Source organism: Paenibacillus sabuli, from assembly GCF_014705605.1.
Classification (GTDB): domain Bacteria; phylum Bacillota; class Bacilli; order Paenibacillales; family Paenibacillaceae; genus Paenibacillus_D; species Paenibacillus_D sabuli.
In genome coordinates, this window is record NZ_JACXIZ010000048.1 from 1 (window position 1) to 17,146 (window position 17,146).

The 17,146-nt window shown below is 60.5% G+C and carries 17 protein-coding genes; 3 read left to right on the forward strand and 14 right to left on the reverse strand.

Features of this window, described 5'->3' with window-relative positions; genetic code table 11:
- Positions 1–248: 248 nt before the first annotated feature.
- Positions 249–473, forward strand: coding sequence for a hypothetical protein (locus IDH44_RS22290; protein ID WP_190921038.1), 225 nt, complete (start codon positions 249–251; stop codon positions 471–473).
- Between the two features lie 540 nt (positions 474–1,013).
- On the opposite strand, the gene IDH44_RS22295 is transcribed toward IDH44_RS22290, so the two are convergent.
- On the reverse strand, positions 1,014–1,355 hold the full coding sequence (locus IDH44_RS22295) for a four-helix bundle copper-binding protein (RefSeq protein ID WP_190921039.1): 342 nt from the start codon (positions 1,353–1,355) through the stop codon (positions 1,014–1,016).
- Positions 1,356–1,514: 159 nt separating this feature from the next.
- Here IDH44_RS22295 and IDH44_RS22300 point away from each other — a divergent pair, with 159 nt between their 5' ends.
- Positions 1,515–2,270, forward strand: coding sequence for an HAD family hydrolase (locus IDH44_RS22300; RefSeq protein ID WP_397326829.1), 756 nt, complete (start codon positions 1,515–1,517; stop codon positions 2,268–2,270).
- Here IDH44_RS22300 and IDH44_RS22305 read toward each other — a convergent pair.
- From IDH44_RS22305 to pdhA, 11 genes are all read right to left on the reverse strand, one after another.
- On the reverse strand, positions 2,255–4,576 hold the full coding sequence (locus IDH44_RS22305) for a type IA DNA topoisomerase (RefSeq protein ID WP_190921041.1): 2,322 nt from the start codon (positions 4,574–4,576) through the stop codon (positions 2,255–2,257). The genes IDH44_RS22300 and IDH44_RS22305 overlap by 16 nt on opposite strands.
- 29 nt (positions 4,577–4,605) lie before the next feature.
- A complete protein-coding gene (locus IDH44_RS22310; protein WP_190921042.1) occupies positions 4,606–5,787 on the reverse strand; it encodes a flagellar basal body L-ring protein FlgH in 1,182 nt (393 codons plus the stop codon).
- Between the two features lie 38 nt (positions 5,788–5,825).
- Entirely contained in the window at positions 5,826–6,134 is a 309-nt protein-coding gene (locus IDH44_RS22315) for a hypothetical protein (RefSeq protein ID WP_190921043.1), read from the reverse strand.
- A 112-nt stretch (positions 6,135–6,246) separates the two neighbouring features.
- Positions 6,247–7,734 carry a glutamate synthase subunit beta gene (locus IDH44_RS22320; RefSeq protein ID WP_190921044.1) on the reverse strand — a complete coding sequence of 496 codons (1,488 nt, stop codon included), beginning with the start codon at positions 7,732–7,734 and terminating at the stop codon, positions 6,247–6,249.
- A gap of 124 nt (positions 7,735–7,858) precedes the next feature.
- Positions 7,859–8,347, reverse strand: a complete 489-nt coding sequence (locus IDH44_RS22325) for a dihydrofolate reductase (protein ID WP_190921045.1) — start codon at positions 8,345–8,347, stop codon at positions 7,859–7,861.
- Positions 8,348–8,377: 30 nt separating this feature from the next.
- Entirely contained in the window at positions 8,378–9,172 is a 795-nt protein-coding gene (locus IDH44_RS22330) for a thymidylate synthase (RefSeq protein ID WP_190921046.1), read from the reverse strand.
- A gap of 28 nt (positions 9,173–9,200) precedes the next feature.
- Complete coding sequence (locus IDH44_RS22335; RefSeq protein ID WP_190921047.1) at positions 9,201–9,704, reverse strand: acyl-CoA thioesterase; 504 nt, start codon at positions 9,702–9,704, stop codon at positions 9,201–9,203.
- 87 nt (positions 9,705–9,791) lie between these two features.
- On the reverse strand, positions 9,792–11,210 hold the full coding sequence (lpdA, locus tag IDH44_RS22340; RefSeq protein WP_190921048.1) for a dihydrolipoyl dehydrogenase: 1,419 nt from the start codon (positions 11,208–11,210) through the stop codon (positions 9,792–9,794).
- A gap of 4 nt (positions 11,211–11,214) precedes the next feature.
- Positions 11,215–12,510, reverse strand: a complete 1,296-nt coding sequence (locus IDH44_RS22345) for a dihydrolipoamide acetyltransferase family protein (RefSeq protein ID WP_190921049.1) — start codon at positions 12,508–12,510, stop codon at positions 11,215–11,217.
- 33 nt (positions 12,511–12,543) lie between these two features.
- Positions 12,544–13,524 (reverse strand): alpha-ketoacid dehydrogenase subunit beta, encoded by a 981-nt coding sequence (locus tag IDH44_RS22350; RefSeq protein ID WP_190921050.1) that lies wholly within the window; start codon positions 13,522–13,524, stop codon positions 12,544–12,546.
- Between the two features lie 15 nt (positions 13,525–13,539).
- Positions 13,540–14,607, reverse strand: coding sequence for a pyruvate dehydrogenase (acetyl-transferring) E1 component subunit alpha (pdhA, locus tag IDH44_RS22355; RefSeq protein WP_190921051.1), 1,068 nt, complete (start codon positions 14,605–14,607; stop codon positions 13,540–13,542).
- A 277-nt stretch (positions 14,608–14,884) separates the two neighbouring features.
- On the opposite strand from pdhA, the gene IDH44_RS22360 reads away from it, so the two are divergent.
- A complete protein-coding gene (locus IDH44_RS22360) occupies positions 14,885–15,631 on the forward strand; it encodes an alpha/beta hydrolase (protein WP_190921052.1) in 747 nt (248 codons plus the stop codon).
- Between the two features lie 110 nt (positions 15,632–15,741).
- Here the strand turns inward: IDH44_RS22360 and IDH44_RS22365 are convergent, their stop codons facing one another.
- The gene (locus IDH44_RS22365) at positions 15,742–16,242 is read right to left on the reverse strand and encodes a low molecular weight protein-tyrosine-phosphatase (protein WP_190921053.1); all 501 of its coding nucleotides are present in this window, start codon (positions 16,240–16,242) and stop codon (positions 15,742–15,744) included.
- Between the two features lie 21 nt (positions 16,243–16,263).
- On the reverse strand, positions 16,264–16,935 hold the full coding sequence (locus IDH44_RS22370; protein WP_190921054.1) for a trimeric intracellular cation channel family protein: 672 nt from the start codon (positions 16,933–16,935) through the stop codon (positions 16,264–16,266).
- Positions 16,936–17,146 lie beyond the last annotated feature (211 nt).

The window sequence follows — 17,146 nt, forward strand, 5'->3', positions numbered from 1 at the left end:
ATAGGATCAGCTTTATGCATTCTATGATTTCAAGGCGAAACGAGCAAGCCGTCTTTGCGGCGCGTGAAGTTTCATTCCGAGAAATCTAGATATGCATAGGATCAGCTTTATGCATTCTATGATTTCAAGGCGAAACGAGCAAGCCGTCTTTGCGGCTGGGCGAATTTCAAAAAAAAACCTTTTCATGCGAACAATTGTTTGGTATAATCCAAATAAGAACAAATGTTCCTCAAAGGAGGCGGATCATCATGAGCAGCTGCGAAAATTTTCGGTTTATCGAGAACTACCGACCTTGGAGAGATTTAACGTTTAAATTTTATGCCGACGGAAAATTAACGATTATCGACAATCGCACCGGCCTGGTGGTTGCGCCGCGCGATCTCAAGGGCGAGAGTCGCGATTTCTATGTACGCAAGCGCATTGCATTTATAAAAAACGACCTCGTGGCCAAGCGACTGCGGCAGGCCAATTAAAGATACGTAAAGCACAATCCCGCCGCATCCATCTTGTCTGCCACGCACTTAAAACGAAAAAGGGCTGTCCGGCTCGACATCCACGATGTCGCCGGACAGCCCTTGCTGTCATATGTCAAATACCTGTGCTGCCGTCGAAGCCCCTTTTTTTCGCATCGGGTTCAAACGGCAACGGAACAAGTCGCATGCGCGACCTATACGGTTTGCCCGCCTTAGTGTCCATTACAGAATAACTTGGTGCGATTGAAACCGTCATTATCCCTTCACCATCCGCCAACGAACCTAACGGTTGCCACAGCGGCTATTGCGCCCAAAAAAGCGCCGCTTGAATTGTAACGGTTGCCATAGGTCTTATTTTCTTGAAATCCATCGAAAAGACGCGATTGTGACCAAATAAGCGCTGTGGCAACCGCTAGCCTGGAAATCCCCTGAAATCGATCGAAATAAGCGCGCTGGCAACCGTTAGCTGAGGTGAGTCCCTTTGCCCGCGTGATGGATTACGTGATGGATTAGCTGTCTTTGGTTATTTCGTGAAGATCCTTATACGGCTTGCGCGACCATCCGGCGGCACGCCTCCGCGCAGCGGAAGCAAGCTTCCGCGCATCGTTTGCAATGTGCATGCGCGTGCTTCTCGCATTCACGACCGCAGGCCTCGCACGCTTCGGCGCAGATCCGGCAGATGTCCGCCGCATAAGCGCTGTTGGTCGACATGGCTTGCGCCGCAAAGAAGCAGAGATCCGCGCATTCGCGATCAGTGCGAATGCAATCGCGCATCATTGCCACATCCTCTTCGTTCAGACACGCGTCATAGCACTGGTTGCAGGCTTGCGCGCATTTGAGGCATTCCTCGATACATTCCGCGTAGTGCTGCGTATTCCCCATCGGTGACACCCTCCCAATTGGCAAGTTAGGGGCATATTAACCGAAGACGCGAGCATCCATTCAGCATCGTTTCAGATTAAGCCTTTCGTCGCATGCTTGTCCGACTGACGGAGCGTTTGACTCCATGTGAGCTTTCGGTTAGATTGGTAGCAAGGGGGGATGACAGAGATGAAACAGACCCTGTTTTTCGATCTCGACGATACACTGATTCATTGCAATAAATATTTTTATCTGACGATCGACCGCTTCGTCGCGGATATGCTCGTCTGGTTCGGAGCCGACCGGATCGACGAAGAAGAAGTGCGCGCCAAGCATATGGAGCTCGATATCGCGGGCATTCACGCGCTCGGCTTTCAGAGCGACCGCTTTCCGCAATCGTTTATCGAGACGTATCGACACTATGCCGAGCTGACGGGACGGCGCACCTCCGCTCGGGAGGAGGACCGGCTCTGGAGGCTCGGACGCAGCGTCTACGATCACGAAGCCGAGCCGTACCCGCATATGGCCGAGACGCTGGACGCGCTTGCCCGCGCGGGACATGAGCTGCATCTCTATACCGGCGGCGAGCCGCTCATCCAGCATCGCAAAATTGCCAGGCTGGGGCTCGAGCGCTACTTTGAATCGCGCATCTACGTACGCCAGCACAAAAACGTCGACGCCCTCGAGCATATTTTGACGGCCGGCGGGCAAGACCGCGACCACACGTGGATGATCGGCAATTCGATCCGCACCGATGTCGTCCCTGCGCTTACCGCCGGCATTCACGCCATTCATATGAAAACAGACGCCGAATGGATCTACAACCTGATCGACATTGAAATCGAGCCCCGGGGCGCCTTTCTGACGCTGCGACAGCTCGCAGAGGTGCCGGATGCGATCACCGGCTATGTCAGCGGCGCTCAGCGCTCCAGTTGAACGCCGACCTTGCCGTCGTTGCGGCTTTGCAGCACGAGCCTCCCCTTCTGCGACGAGCCGTCGGGCTGCTTGAAGCTGAGGCGGCTCGTCTCGCCCTTTTGCGCGAGTGCCTTGGCCATCGTGGCCGACACCGTCTTGGGACCGGCATTTTTCCAGATGACGAAGCCGCAGCCTTGCTTGTAATGCGTGCAGCCAAAGCCCCGCCTGCCCTCGATCAGCTGCCCGCCGCAGCCCGGACGGGGGCAGGGCGCCAGCGTCTGGCGAACGGAGTCGGAGCGCTGCGGCGCAGCAGTCGCAGGCCGGATCCCCGACTTGCCCGAGCGAGCTGCGACCTTGGCGTCGCCGCCCGCCCTGGCGGCTCGCGTCGCTTCACCGGCGGCACGCTTGCCGCCGGTCAAGGCGCGGGCTTTGCCCTTGCCGCCCTTCCCCGCACGCGCGCCTTCCGATTCGCCAAAAACCGCCGCAGCCGCCGGCCGCTGGGCCGCTGCCTTGTCCACAATAAACGCCGCAAACTGCTTGACCTTCGCGATGAACGGCTCGTCGGACGCCTCGCCCTTGGAAATCTGATGCAGCCGCTGCTCCCACCGTCCCGTCATCTCGGGCGAAGTGAGCAGCTCCACGCCCGCCTCCCGGATGAGCGTGACCGCCGCGCTGCCCTTTGCGGTAATCGCCAACCGCTTGCCGCTCAGCTCGATATAGCCTACCTGCTTGAGCCGCTCGATCGTCGCGGCGCGCGTCGCCGGTGTCCCGAGCCCGGTATCCTTCATCGCTTCCTTCAGCTCGTCGTCCTCGATCGCTTTGCCAGCCGTCTCCATCGCTTTGAGCAGCGTGCCTTCGGTATACGGCTTCGGCGGCTGCGTCTTTTTCTCCAGCAGCTCCGCCTCCCGGCAGGAGACCGGCTCGTCCTTGCGCACCTGGAAGGGCGCCGTCACGAGCTCCTCCTCCGTCTCCTCGGGCTCCGTCTCGCCCGGCTTGGGCTTGCGTTGCGGCTTCGCGGCTTCCATGCCGCTCTGGACGACCTTCCAGCCGGGATCGAGCTGCTGCTTGACCTTTGTTTTGAAGCGTTCGCCCGCCACCTCGGTCAGCACCTCGTGATTGTCGTACAGCGCCGGCGGATAATAATGCGCGAGGAAGCGTCTGACAATCATATCATAGAGTTTTTGCTCTTCGGGCGGCAGCGCGGGCGGCTTTTTCGGCGTCGGCAGGATCGCATGATGATCCTCGACCTTGGCCGGGTTGCAGACCGCTTTGTTGCCCTTGTGCACACGCGCGGGATCGGCTCCATTTGCCAGCTCGGCATAGTCCGTATGCTGCAGCATGCGGAGCGTCTTGGCCATGTCCGGCACATTTTCTTCGGTGACATAGTTTGAATTCGTGCGGGGGTAGCTGATCACCTTGTGCTTTTCGTACAGGCGCTGCGCGAGGTCGAGCGTTTTTTTTGCGGAATAGCCGTATTTGCCGTTGGCCTCGCGCTGCAGCAGCGTCAGATCGTAGAGCCGATACGGGTATTCGCGCGACGGTGCAACCTTGTACGAGACGATCTCTCCCGACTGGCCCTTCACCTTGTCCACGATCGCCTGCGCCTTGTCCGGGTCGGTCAGCCGGTCCCCTTGCCACGTGCCGCCGTAGCCGTCCGTCTCCGCCTGCTCGAATCTGGCCCGCACGACATAATACGTCTCCGATCGGAAGGCCTCGATCTCCCGATGCCGCTCATGGAGCAGCGCCAGCACAGGCGTCTGCACCCGGCCGACCGAGAGCAGCGCCCGATGCTTGATGGTGAACGCGCGCGAGGCATTCATGCCGATCAGCCAATCCGCTTCGCTACGCGCCCGTGCGGCCCGGGTGAGCGGATCGTAGGCGGTATCGCTGCGCAGCGAATCGAAGCCGCGGCGGATCGTCTCCGGCGTCAGATCGGAGATCCAGAGACGATCCGCAGGCTGCTTGAGCTTCAGGTACCGGCAGATCAGATGGAAGATGAGCTGTCCCTCTCTCCCCGCGTCGCACGCATTGACGAGACGGTCGCAGCGCCCGGCCAGCTCGCCGATCGTTTTCAGCTGCTCCTTCGTACGCGGATTGGGCCATAGCTTGAAGCGCTCCGGGATGATCGGCAGATCCTCGGCACGCCATTTTTTGTAGCGAGCGTCATAGCGATCAGGCTCGGCGAGGCCGACCAGGTGGCCGATGGCCCACGTGATGATGTAGCGTTCGCCCTCGAGATAGGCGCGGCTGCCCCGCGCTCCGGGCTCCACCACGGCTGCGATCGTACGTCCCATGTCCGGCTTCTCGGCGATGATCAATGTTTTCATGACGTTCATCCTCCGCTTCTACAGCTTGGTCATTGTGCGATTGCCGCGGCTTCCGCAGGGCCCTGCTGCGGCACGTCGTGCGCGGCTCGGGCCAATAGTGTCTGCAGGATGGCGCTGACCCCGACATGCCAATTCGGGTCTTCGGCGTATTTGCGATTAATCCAGGCAATCGGGTCCGTGCCCTCGGGGCGGTCGGCGCTCCAGCGCAGCACGGTCCGCGCGGCGATCTCGGTCGAATCCGCGATCGACGTGTTGTAATCCTGCCAGCTGTAATGGACGTTGAACGGGTTGTTGGCTATCGCCTCCGCCTGCTCGTGACTGCGTGGCACGAAGCCCTGCTCCTGACCGGCAATCGCGAACATCAGCAGCGGATGAATATTGTAACGGTCGGACACGTCGACGATCGCCTCGAAGTAAGGGGAATCCGCCAGCAACGCGTCGCGCTCGTCCAGATACGCACGCAGCGCACGTTCGTCGAATGACGAATAGCGTAGCTCCGGCGGGAGCGCATTGGCCTGACGGATCGGATCGGCGGCGTCAGCGGACACGGTCTGTCGCACCGGTTCCCCGGCAGGCGCCTCGAGTGGCGCCGCTTTGTCTCCCCCATAGAGCAATGCGCAGCCTGCGACAATGACGCAGCTCGCGAGATAGCGAAGCGTCCGAGGCGCGCCTTGCCGATCAGGAGCTGCGCTCCCGCCTTCGCCGGCAGCAGGCGTCTTCTCTGCCGCGTGTAGCTCTGGTGCCGTGACGAGGTCGGCGGCGCGCCGGTCCGGCTCGGGAGGACGCTCGTTCGCCGGCGCCCGCCACAAGCGGGGATCGCCGACTCGTCCGTTCTTGCGCGCGGCGTCCGCGTCGACGCGCAGCGCCTGCAGCGTCGCGGCGCCCACGCCGCGCGCCCTCGTCCAGGCCAGCAGCGCCGCCGCCTGGCGTTCGTCATCGAGCGCCAGGCGGCGCAAGCATAGGCCATACATATCCGATGCCTGGACAGGTCGGCGTTGCGCCAGCACGACGGTGCGGACGAGCTCGCCCGCCAGTCGCCCGCGCAGGCTCGGCTCCAGCTCCGGCAGTTGACAGAGCAGCATGCGTTGCATGGCATCGGCTACGATCCGGGCGCGCTGCTCGCGGGTCATGGCGGCATGCTTGCGAGCCACGTAGCTGCGCAGCTTGTCCAGTTCGTGCGCGCCCAATACTTGCGTGCCTTCCATCGTCATCGCTGCCCCCTCCGGATCTGATCCATACAAGACGCTGCCTACTGCGCCTCTGCAATTCGAGCCTGCATCGCAGTGGACATGATGTAGGCCTCCAGCTGCGCTTTTTCCCCGGCCGTGAATTGATATTCGCAGTCCAGGCCCCCGTCCTGCGGCACAATCTGGGCGATCTGACCGCCTGTCGTGCAGATGATCAGTGCACTCAGACGTTCCAGCTCCGGATACAGCCGCTCCGCTTCCGAGCGGAATCGCGCCTCCACATCGACCCACTGGGCATCGCGCCGCTCTACGCGCGCCGTCAGTTGTTCGAATCGCAGCTCCGTCACGCGGTCCGATCCATATTGAATCATTTGGACGTCCTCCTTCTTGTACCCTGATATCAAAAAGACCGAAGCGGCCCATCTCGGCTATGGCGCCGGGCGGCTCGCTTCGGTCTATGAGCGGTGATGAGGCAGAAAAAGGTCAAGGCAATACCGAAGCGCCCATCAAATACTTGTCGACCTCGCGCGCCGCTTCACGCCCTTCGTTGATGGCCCATACGACGAGGCTTTGGCCGCGCCGCATGTCGCCGGCTGCAAATACTTTATCGACATTCGTCTTGTACTGGCCGTACGACGCTTTGACATTGGAACGACGGTCCTGCTCCAGCCCGATTTGATCGATCATTGTGCTTTCCGGTCCTTCAAAACCGACGGCAATCAGCACCAGGTCGGCCTTCCACACTTTTTCAGTGCCCGGAATTTCTTTGTAAATTTTGCGGCCCGTCTCGTCGACATAGCGCTCGATCTGCACCGTATGCAACTCCTTGAGGTTGCCCTCCGCGTCGCCGACGAATTTTTTCGTCAGGACGGAGAATGCGCGCGGATCGGAGCCGAACAGCGCCTTGGCTTCTTCCTGCGCATAGTCCAGTGTATAGACGTTCGGGAATTCGGGCCACGGATTTTTGATCGGATCGCGCTCCAGCGGCGCCTTGGCGACCGTACCGAATTGCGTAATCGAGCGGCAGCCGTGCCGCAGCGCCGTGGCGACGCAGTCGGTGCCGGTATCGCCGCCGCCGATGACGATGACGTCCTTGTCCTTGGCGGAGATGTAGTTGCCGTCCTCGAGATTGGATTCGAGATAGCTCTTGATCGTGCCGTTCAGATAGTCCATCGCCAGATGGACGCCCTTGAGCTCGCGGCCCTCCATCTCCAGCTCGCGTGGCTTCGTCGCGCCGCCGCACAGGACGACGGCATCGTAGTCCTCGACGAGTTGCTTCGTCGAGATATCCTTGCCGATTTCGGTGTTGACGACGAATTCGACGCCCTCTTCGGCCAGCAGATCGACGCGGCGCTGCACGACATGCTTCTCCAGCTTCATCGTCGGGATGCCATAGACGAGCAGTCCCCCGATCCGGTCGGCACGCTCGTACACTGTGACGAGGTGGCCCGCTTTGTTCAGCTGGGCGGCTGCGGCCAGGCCGGCCGGTCCGGAGCCGACGACCGCTACTCGCTTGCCGGTGCGGACTTTGGGCGGCTGCGCCACGACCCAGCCTTCCTCGAAGCCTTTCTCGATGATCGCTTCCTCGATCGCCTTGATCGTGACCGGCTCGCCGATCAGACCGACGGTGCACGAACCTTCGCATGGCGCCGGGCAGATCCGTCCGGTGAATTCGGGGAAGTTGTTCGTCTTGTGCAGACGATCCAGCGCCTCCCGCCACAGCCCGCGATAGATCAGATTGTTCCACTCGGGTATGAGATTGTTCACCGGACAACCGGACGTCGAGCCCGCCAGCTCGATGCCGGTATGACAATAGGGCGTGCCGCAATCCATGCAGCGTGCGCCCTGCGTGCGCAGCTGCTCCTCCGACATCACCTTGTGGAATTCTTCCCAATCCTTGAGGCGCTCCAGCGGATCGCGATCGACAGCCAGCTCGCGTTTATATTCCATAAATCCCGTAGGTGTAGACATTTATCGCTCTCCCCTATCTATAATTACTTCCCACGCGCTATTTCTTTCATCTATCATACAATATCCTAGCATTCGCGCGCATCTGCGTCCAATGGATTTTCCGTACACGAATTTGTACTTATCCTCATCTTGGTCGGATGTAGGTGCAAAAGGCGTAGGCGTACGGATTTTTTTCGTTGGTCTCGCCCGGCGTCTTCTCCTGCAGCTCCCATTGATCCGGCGGCAGCTCGGGAAAAAACGCGTCCCCGTCAAACTCCGCCTCGATCTCCGTCAGCAATACCTTGTCCGCATGCGGCAAGAACAGACGGTAAATCTGCTCGCCCCCGATAATCATGACATCCCGGTCCGGGTAAAGATCCAGCGCTTCTTCGGCGGAGTACACAACCCGGCACCCGTCGCACGCATAATCGCGATTCCGGGTAATGACGACGTTCGCTTCGCGATTTTTGAGCGCTCCGCCGAACGACTCCAGCGTACTGCGTCCCATCACCACGATTTGCCCCGTCGTCATACGCTTGAAATAAGCCATGTCCTCGGGCAGCTTCCACGGCAGCTTGTTGTCCTTGCCGATCGTGCGGTTGCGGCCCATGGCGGCGATCATCGTAATCGACACGTCTGCATCACACTCCCCGTATGGCGATCGTCACACCGACACATCCGCCTTAATCGTCGGATGGTGCCGGTAGTTCTCGAATTCGAAATCCTCGTAGCGGTAATCGAAGATGGAAGCAGGCTTGCGCTTGATGACCAGCTTCGGCAGCGGGTAAGGCTCCCGGACGAGCTGCAGCTTGACCTGCTCCACATGATTGCGATAAATGTGGACGTCTCCGCCCGAATAAATGAATGTTCCCGGCTCCAGCTCGCATTGCTGCGCAATCATATGCGTGAGCAGCGCGTACTGGGCAATGTTGAACGGCAGCCCGAGGAATGTGTCCGAGGAACGCATCGTCAGCATGCAAGACAGCCTGCCCTCGGCCACATGAAATTGAAACGCAAAATGGCAGGGCGGCAGTTTCATGTCTTCAATCTGGGCGACATTCCATGCGCTGACCAAATGACGGCGCGAGTCGGGATTGCGGCGAATGCTCTCCACCACCTGCGCGATCTGATCGACAGTCCCGCCCCCCGGCGTCGGCCAGGCTCGCCACTGCGAGCCGTAGACCGGCCCGAGCTCGCCATCCTCGTCCGCCCACTCGTTCCAGATGCGGACGCCGTTCTCCTGCAAATAGCGCACGTTCGTATCGCCGCTCAAAAACCACAGCAGCTCGTGTATGACCGATTTGACATGCATGCGCTTCGTCGTCACAAGCGGAAAGCCCTCGTTCAAATCAAACCGCAGCTGGCGCCCGAATACCGAGCATGTTCCCGTCCCCGTGCGGTCCTGCTTTTGCACGCCGTGCTCCAACACATCGCGCAGCAGCTCCAAGTATTGCTTCACCAGTCAGCCACCTCGCTTTATCTGTCTATCATACCATTTTCGACGGATTTTGTCGCTCCTGTTTTCGCTTGAGCCGGAGCGCATGACGCTCGGCCGCGCTCTCGTGCCAGCGCCGCTCCGTCTCCGTCTGTGGCATGACGGACGGGACGGTGTCGGGCTTGCCGTCCTCGCCGAGCGCGACCAGCGTGAGAAAAGCCGTCGCCGTCAATCGGCGTTCACCCGTATACAGATTCTCTGAATGCACGTTGACGATCACTTCCATCGAGCTGCGGTGTGTCCACGTCACATACGCCTCCAGCTCGATCACCTCGCCGAGCTTGATCGGCGCGAGGAAGTCGAGGCTGTCGCTGGAGGCGGTGACGACCGGCTTTCGGGCATGACGCATGCTGGCGATTGCGGCGATCTTGTCGATATACTCCATCACCTTCCCGCCGAACATCGTCCCGTGGTGATTGGTGTCGGAAGGAAATATAAGCTGCGTCATGACCGAACGGGAGGCCCCGCACGTTTTGGCTTCCTTATTCTGGTTCATCGGTTCGCCTCCTCACACGTTTAACGAAAGCGGCCTGCCGGTCGGATGGACGCGGCAGGCCACTGGTGCAATCAAAGACGCGTGCGATTACTTCTTCAGAAACGTATGAATCGGATGGCCAAGCGCGACTTCGGCCGCTTCCATCGGAATCTCGCCCAGCGTCGGATGCGCATGGATCGTCAACGCGATATCCTCGACGGTCGCGCCCATCTCAATCGCGAGACCCAGCTCGGCGATCATGTTGGACGCTTCGAGACCGGCGATCTGCGCGCCGAGCACGAGGCCGGAATCGGCGTCGGAGACGATCTTCACGAAGCCGTCGGTCGCATTGAGCGACAGCGCGCGGCCGTTGATGTTGAACGGGAAGCGGCCGACGGTGACCTTGTGGCCCTTGTCCTTCGCTTCCTGCTCGCTGTAGCCCACGCTCGCGCATTCCGGATCGGAGAAGACGACGAGCGGGATGCACTTGTAGTCGACCTTGCTTGGCTGGCCGGCGATCGCTTCGGCGGCTACCTTCGCCTCGTAGGTCGCCTTGTGGGCAAGCGCCGGCCCCGGCACGATGTCGCCGATCGCGTAGATGTTCGGAATGCTCGTGCGGCATTGGTCGTCGACCTCGATCAGGCCGCGGTCGGTCATCTTCAGATCGATCAGGTCCAGCCCCAGATCGCCGTCCGTGTTCGGCTTGCGACCGACCGTGACGAGCAGGTAGTCGGCGGTGATTTGCTTCTCTTCGCCGTCCACACTGTACGTGATCGTGACCTCGTCATCCGTCTGCTCGGCGCTCTTCGCTTGCGCCCCGGTGACGATGTCTACGCCTTGGCCGCGCAGCTTTTTGTCGACGAGCTTGGTCAGCTCCGGATCGAAGCCGGCCAGGATGGAATCCAGCCCTTCGATGACCGTCACCTTGGCGCCGAACTTGGCGTACATCTGGCCCAGCTCGATGCCGATGTAGCCGCCGCCGATGACGACCAGGCTCTTCGGCACCTCTTGCAGCGCCAGCGCGCCCGTCGAGGACAGGATGCGTCCGCCGTACGGGAACGGCTTGAGCTCGATCGGACGCGAGCCGGTGGCGATGATGCAATTTTTGAAGCGGTAGCGCGGCGACTCCTGATCGTTGAACACCCGCGCCTCGGTATCGCTGATGAACATCACTTCGCCGTTGAAGTATTCGACCTTGTTCGCCTTGAGCAGCGCGGCTACGCCGCCGGTCAGCTTCTTCACGACGCCGTCCTTGAAGCTCTGCACCTTGCCGAAATCAAGCTTCACGCCTTCGGCCTCGATCCCGATGTCCGCGCCGTGCGACACGGATTCGTATTGATGGGCAGCCGAGATGAGCGCCTTGGAAGGAATGCAGCCGACGTTCAGGCAGACGCCGCCGACGTTGCCTTTGTCCACGCACAGCACCTTCTGGCCGAGCTGCGCGGCGCGGATGGCCGCGGCGTATCCGCCGGGCCCCGCTCCAATCACCAATGTGTCAATATCCAGAGAAGCATCTCCTACGACCATGATGTTACACCTCCATCACGAGCAGCTCGGGATCGGCGAGCAGCCGTTTGATATAGTTCATGAAATTCTGTGCCGTCGCACCGTCGATCAGACGGTGATCAAAGCTGAGCGAGAGCGCCATGACCGGAGCCGCTACGACCTGGCCGTCCTTGACGACCGCCTTCTCGGAGATGCGTCCGGTTCCGAGGATTGCGACTTCGGGGAAGTTGATGACCGGGGTGAAGAACATGCCGCCTGCCGAGCCGATATTGGTAATCGTCATCGTGCCGCCCTTCATCTCGGCGGCGCTCAGCTTGCCGTCGCGCGCTTTCGTCGCCAGATCCTTGATCTCGGCGCCGATCATCCAGATGCTCTTGCGGTCGGCGTCCTGTACGACCGGCACGACCAGCCCGTTGTCCGTATCGGCGGCGATGCCGACGTTGTAGTACTTCTTGTAGACGATCTCTTGCTTCTCCTCGTCCAGCGTCGCATTGAGGATCGGGAATTCGCGCAGACCCGCTACGAGCGCCTTGACGATAAACGGCAGATACGTCAGCTTGACGCCCTTCTGCTCGCCGAGCGGCTTGGACTTCGTGCGCAGCGCTACGAGCTGCGTCACCTCGACTTCGTCCATCAGCGTGACATGCGGCGCCGTATAGACGGACTTGGACATCGCGCTTGCGATCGCCTTGCGAATGCCCTTGAACGGCACGCGCTCTTCGGCGCGGTCGCCTGCAGCGACCGTCTTGGCCGGCGCAGCTGCGTCCGATTTCGCTTCGGCTGCCGGCTCTTCGGCCTTGGAAGGCGTCTCGCCGCTGGCGATGCCGTCGACGTCCTCGCGCGTGACGCGGCCGTTTTTGCCCGTTCCGCTCACACCCGCCAGCTCGACGCCTTTTTCACGCGCATAGCGGCGCACGCTCGGCGTCGCCAGCACGAGGCCGCCCGCCTTGCCGTCCGCTTGCTCCTTGCCGCCGGATTCGGCTGCCGGCTGCTGCTCGCCCGATTCGGCCTTTTCGTCGGCTTTGGCCTCTTCCTTCGCCTCTTCTTCATGCGGCGCGTCCGGCTGCTCCGGAATTTCGCCCTCGGCGTCGATGACCGCGACGACCTCGCCGACGGTGCAGACCTGGCCGTCCTTGACGAGGACCTCCAGCACCTTGCCGTTCACCGGGCAAGGGACCTCCACGATCGCCTTGTCGTTCTGTACTTCCATGATGATATCGTCATCGGTGACCGTATCGCCGGCCTTGATATGCATTTTGACAATTTCGCCTTCATGCAAACCTTCGCCGAGCTCAGGGAAGCGGTAGTCGAATTTTGCCATCTGGTCAACCTCCTGTCTATTTAGAAGTGTAGTTTAAAAGTCCAGTACTTTGTTCAGCGCCGCGACGATGCGCGCCGGCGTAGGCAGCCAGGCGTCCTCGATCTTGGCGAACGGGTACACCGTGTCCGGACCGGCGACGCGCAGGACGGGCGATTCCAGATGCAGGATCGCTTTTTCATTGATTTGGGCAATGATTTCAGCGGCCGCGCCGGACGTTTTTTGCGCTTCCTGCACGACAATCGCCCGGTTCGTCTTCTGAATCGATGCCACGATCGTATCGATATCCAGCGGCATCAGGGTGCGCAGGTCGATGACCTCGGCCTTGACACCGCGCGTTTTTTCAATTTCGTCGGCGGCCTTCTGCGCCGTATGCACCATCATGCCGTAGGCGAGGATCGTCACGTCCGCGCCTTCGCGCACGACCTTCGCCTTGCCGATCGGCACCGTGTAGTCATCCTCCGGCACCTCGTCGCGGAAGGCATGGTACAGATTGAGATGCTCCATGAAGAACACCGGGTCGTTGTCGCGAATCGCCGAGATCATCAGGCCTTTCGCGTCGTATGGATTGGACGGAATGACAACCTTCATGCCCGGCGTCTGCAGCGCCAGCCCTTCGAGCGAATCGGTGTGCAGCTCGGCCGCCTTGACGCCGCCGCCGAACGGCGTGCGGAACACGACCGGCGCGTTGTAGCGTCCGCCCGAGCGGAACCGCATGCGCGCCGCCTGCACGAACATCTGGTCGAGCGCTTCATAGATGAAGCCGACGAATTGAATTTCCGCTACGGAGCGGAAGCCCTGAGTGCCCATGCCGACAGCGAGGCCGGCGATGGCGGATTCGGCGAGCGGCGTATCGAAGACGCGCTCCTCGCCGAATTCGGCCTGCAAGCCTTCGGTGGCGCGGAATACGCCGCCGACCTTGCCCACGTCTTCCCCGAACACGAGCACGCTCGGGTCGTTCTTCAATTCCACGCGCATTGCGTCGCGGATTGCTTCTTTCATATTCATCTGAGCCATGATGGACGCTCCTCCTTATTCGAAATCGGCTTTTTGCTCTTCCAGATGCTGCGGCGTCGTCTCGAACATCGTGTCGATCAGGCCGGGAATCGTCATTTTTTCGGTCGCTTCCGCCTTTTTGATCTCCTCGTTCACCTTCGCCTTGGCCTCGTCCTTCACACGAGCCGTATCTTCCTCCGACCACAGCCCCTTTTTCTCCAAAAACTTGCCGAATCGAACGAGCGGATCCTTCTCGGCCCATTCTTGCTCCTCGTCCTTCGTGCGGTACTTGGATGTATCGTCCGACATCGAGTGCGGACGGAAACGGTACGTCAAAATCTCGATCAGCGTCGCGCCCTCGCCGTTGCGGCCGCGCTCAGCTGCGTCGGACACGGCTTTGTACACTGCCAGCACGTCCATGCCGTCGACCTGCACGCCCTTGATGCCCGCCGCCAAGGCCTTGTGCGCGATCGACTCGGCAGCCGTCTGCTTGGCGAACGGCGTCGTGATGGCGTAGCCGTTGTTTTGCACCGCGTAGATGACCGGCAGCTTGAACGCTCCGGCAAAGTTCATTCCTTCGTAAAAATCGCCTTCTGAGGAACCGCCGTCGCCGGTGTACGTAATGACGACGCGTTTTTCATCTTTTTTCTTGAAGGCCATGCCGATCCCGGTCGCATGCAAAATCTGCGCGCCGATAATAATCTGCGGCATCAACACGTTCACGTCCTCTGGAATCTCGCCGCCGTGCTGATGGCCGCGCGAATACAGGAAAGCCTGATAGAGCGGCAGTCCATGCCAGACGATCTGCGGCATGTCGCGATAGCCCGGGCAGATGAAGTCTTCCTTGTTCAGCGCGTACTCGCTGCCGACCATCGACCCTTCTTGTCCGGAGACCGGCGCGTAGAAGCCGAGACGGCCTTGACGGCCGAGATTGACGGCACGCTCGTCCCATGTGCGCGTGAACACCATGCGGTACATGATTTCTTTCAATTGATCGTCGCTCAGATCGGGCATGGCCTCTTCGTTGACGATCTCGCCTTCTGGAGACAGAATCGAGAGCGGCGTGACCGGCTCGGTCTGGACCTCGTAAGGAAGCTTGCTCATGAACGTTCACCTCGAGTAAGATATTTGAAATTCCAATTCCACTGTTATAGAATTATTATAAACCTGTTTACCGATTTTGGTCAAAACAAAAATCGTGAAAAGCTTTGTTTTTCCTTACATTTTCAGATCTTTTTCACATCGATTGTAGTTGATACAGGGAATCAAATTATGTATAACAGGATGGTACAAACAGCGCGAAAACGTTGCCACGCCAGCCTTTTCCTCCCTATTGTTTACCCACAGTTCGTCCAATCCATGCAGACGAAAGGAGAAAACGATGAGCGACGCCAATTATACGAGACGCACAATCAACAAGGAGGTCGTCCCTTCCGAGCATCTGCCCGAGGGCGAGCGCGCGCTGCGCGTCTATTTGCCGCCGGGCTACAATCAGGTCGTCAGCTATCCCGTCATCTATTGCCAGGATGGCGAAGATTTCTTCAACTTTGGGCGGATCGCCACGCAAGTGCAAAAAATGATTCTCGACGATGAGATGGAGCCGGTGCTGGTCGTCGGCGTCGACGTCGACAAATCCAAGCGCACTGCCGAATACACGCCGGACGGGGATCGTCATGAAGCGTACGTGCGCTTTTTTGTCGAGGAAATGATGCCCTACGTCGCTTCCCGCTACACGGTGCGCGGCGAAGCCGATCAGATCCTGCTGGCCGGCGACTCGCTCGGCGGCACCGTCAGCCTTCATATCGCGCTCGCCTATCCGCGCCGCTTCCGCTATGTATTGTCGATGTCGGGCGCCTATTACCCCGCATCCCGCCGGCTCGCCGCCGCTTCGGACGAGCGGCTGGACTGGCTCAAGGCCTATATGATCGTCGGCTTGCAGGAGACCGCCTTCGAGACCGATACCGGGACCTTCGACTTCGTCGCCCTCAACCGCGACATGAAGGCCGTGCTGGAGAAGCGCGGCGCGCAGCTCCACTACGAGGAGAAGGACGGCAAGCACCAGTGGGGCTTTTGGCAGCGGGAGCTGCCCGCGGCGCTGGCCTGGTTCGCCCGCGAGGCGCTGGGCTGACGCGCGCTTCCGCGATCGGTCGCGAGCCCGCCTTGCTCCGACGTCGACCAGAGCTCCATCCGCGGCGGCACCGGGGCATGAAGATTGCCGATCGAGATTTGCCTGCCGCTCTAGCGCTGCGCTTGCTCCGTGTCGCCCAGTTCGTGGCGCAGTCGATCCAGCAGGCGGCGGCAGCCCGCCTCCACCAGCTCGTACACCTCTCCGAAGTCGCCGGTGAAGTAGGGATCGGGCACATCGGCGAAGCCCCGCTCCGGCAGCAGCTCCATGAATTGCAGCACGCGCGCCTTGCCGGGACCTTCCTTCGGCAGCCACTGGCGGATGTCGCGTGCGTTGCTGCTGTCCATGCACACGATATAATCGAATTCGGCGTAATCCTCGCTGCGCATGCGGCGGGCCTTCATGCCGGCGCAGCCGATGCCGCTGCCGGCGAGAATTTTTTGCGTCCCCTCATGCGGCGGCTTGCCGATATGCCAGTCGCCGGTGCCCGCCGAATCGACGGCAATCCGCTCCTCCAGCCCTTCCTGCGCGATCCGGGCCCGCAGCACCGCCTCCGCCATCGGCGAACGGCAGATATTGCCCAGGCATACAAACAGCACCTTCAGCTTTTCCATAATTGCACACTTCCTTTCTTATCATTTGCCGCGTCGCTTGCCGCGCCACCTGGCGCGCCGCTCGCGGGGAGCGGCCGCAGCGCTCCCCGTCAAGGAACGGCGCGGCAGCTTCCACTTATAGTGCACCGACATCATGCGGAAAATAATGACCAGTGTAAACAAAACGAGCAGCTGCAGCGTCGTCGACGCCCAGCCGAGGCCGATCGCTGCCCCGGCCGCCATCGCCCATACGGCGTAGATCTCGTCGCGCAGCACGAGCGGCTTGCGCCCGGCCAGCAGATCGCGGATCATGCCCCCGCCGATCCCCGTCAATACCGCGGCGACGATCACCGCGCTCAGCGGCACGCCCATGCTCGTCGCGGCCAGCGCGCCCTGGATGGCAAAGGCGGACAAGCCGATCGCATCGAACAGCGCTTCGCCGCGCCGCCAGCGCTGAATCCAGCCGACGGGCAGCAAAAACGCAATCAAAACGGCGATAATTGCCGTTTTGAGGAAAAGCCCCTGACTCCATAGCGTCGTAATGGGCATGCCGATCAGCGCGTTGCGCACGACCCCGCCGCCAAAGGCGGTCACCAGGCCGAGAATAAACACGCCCAAAATGTCATACTCTTCCTCCATCGCCACAATCGCGCCGCTCACCGCAAAGGCGACCGTGCCGATGATGCTGAACCAACTGAAAATATCCAGATCCATTGCTACCCTTTCCTCCGTCATTCGGAGCAGCGCCGTCCGGACCGGTCCGGCGTGCCCGCGGCAGATGTCCTCGCTTGTCGAAGCCAATATTCACAATAGCATAACACAGGAGACAACACCACAGGGATTCGGGCCGCCGGACAGGCGTCATTCAGGCGGCCCGTTGTCGCCCCTATTCATTGACGCCGCTTCGCGCTATAATGGACTATTG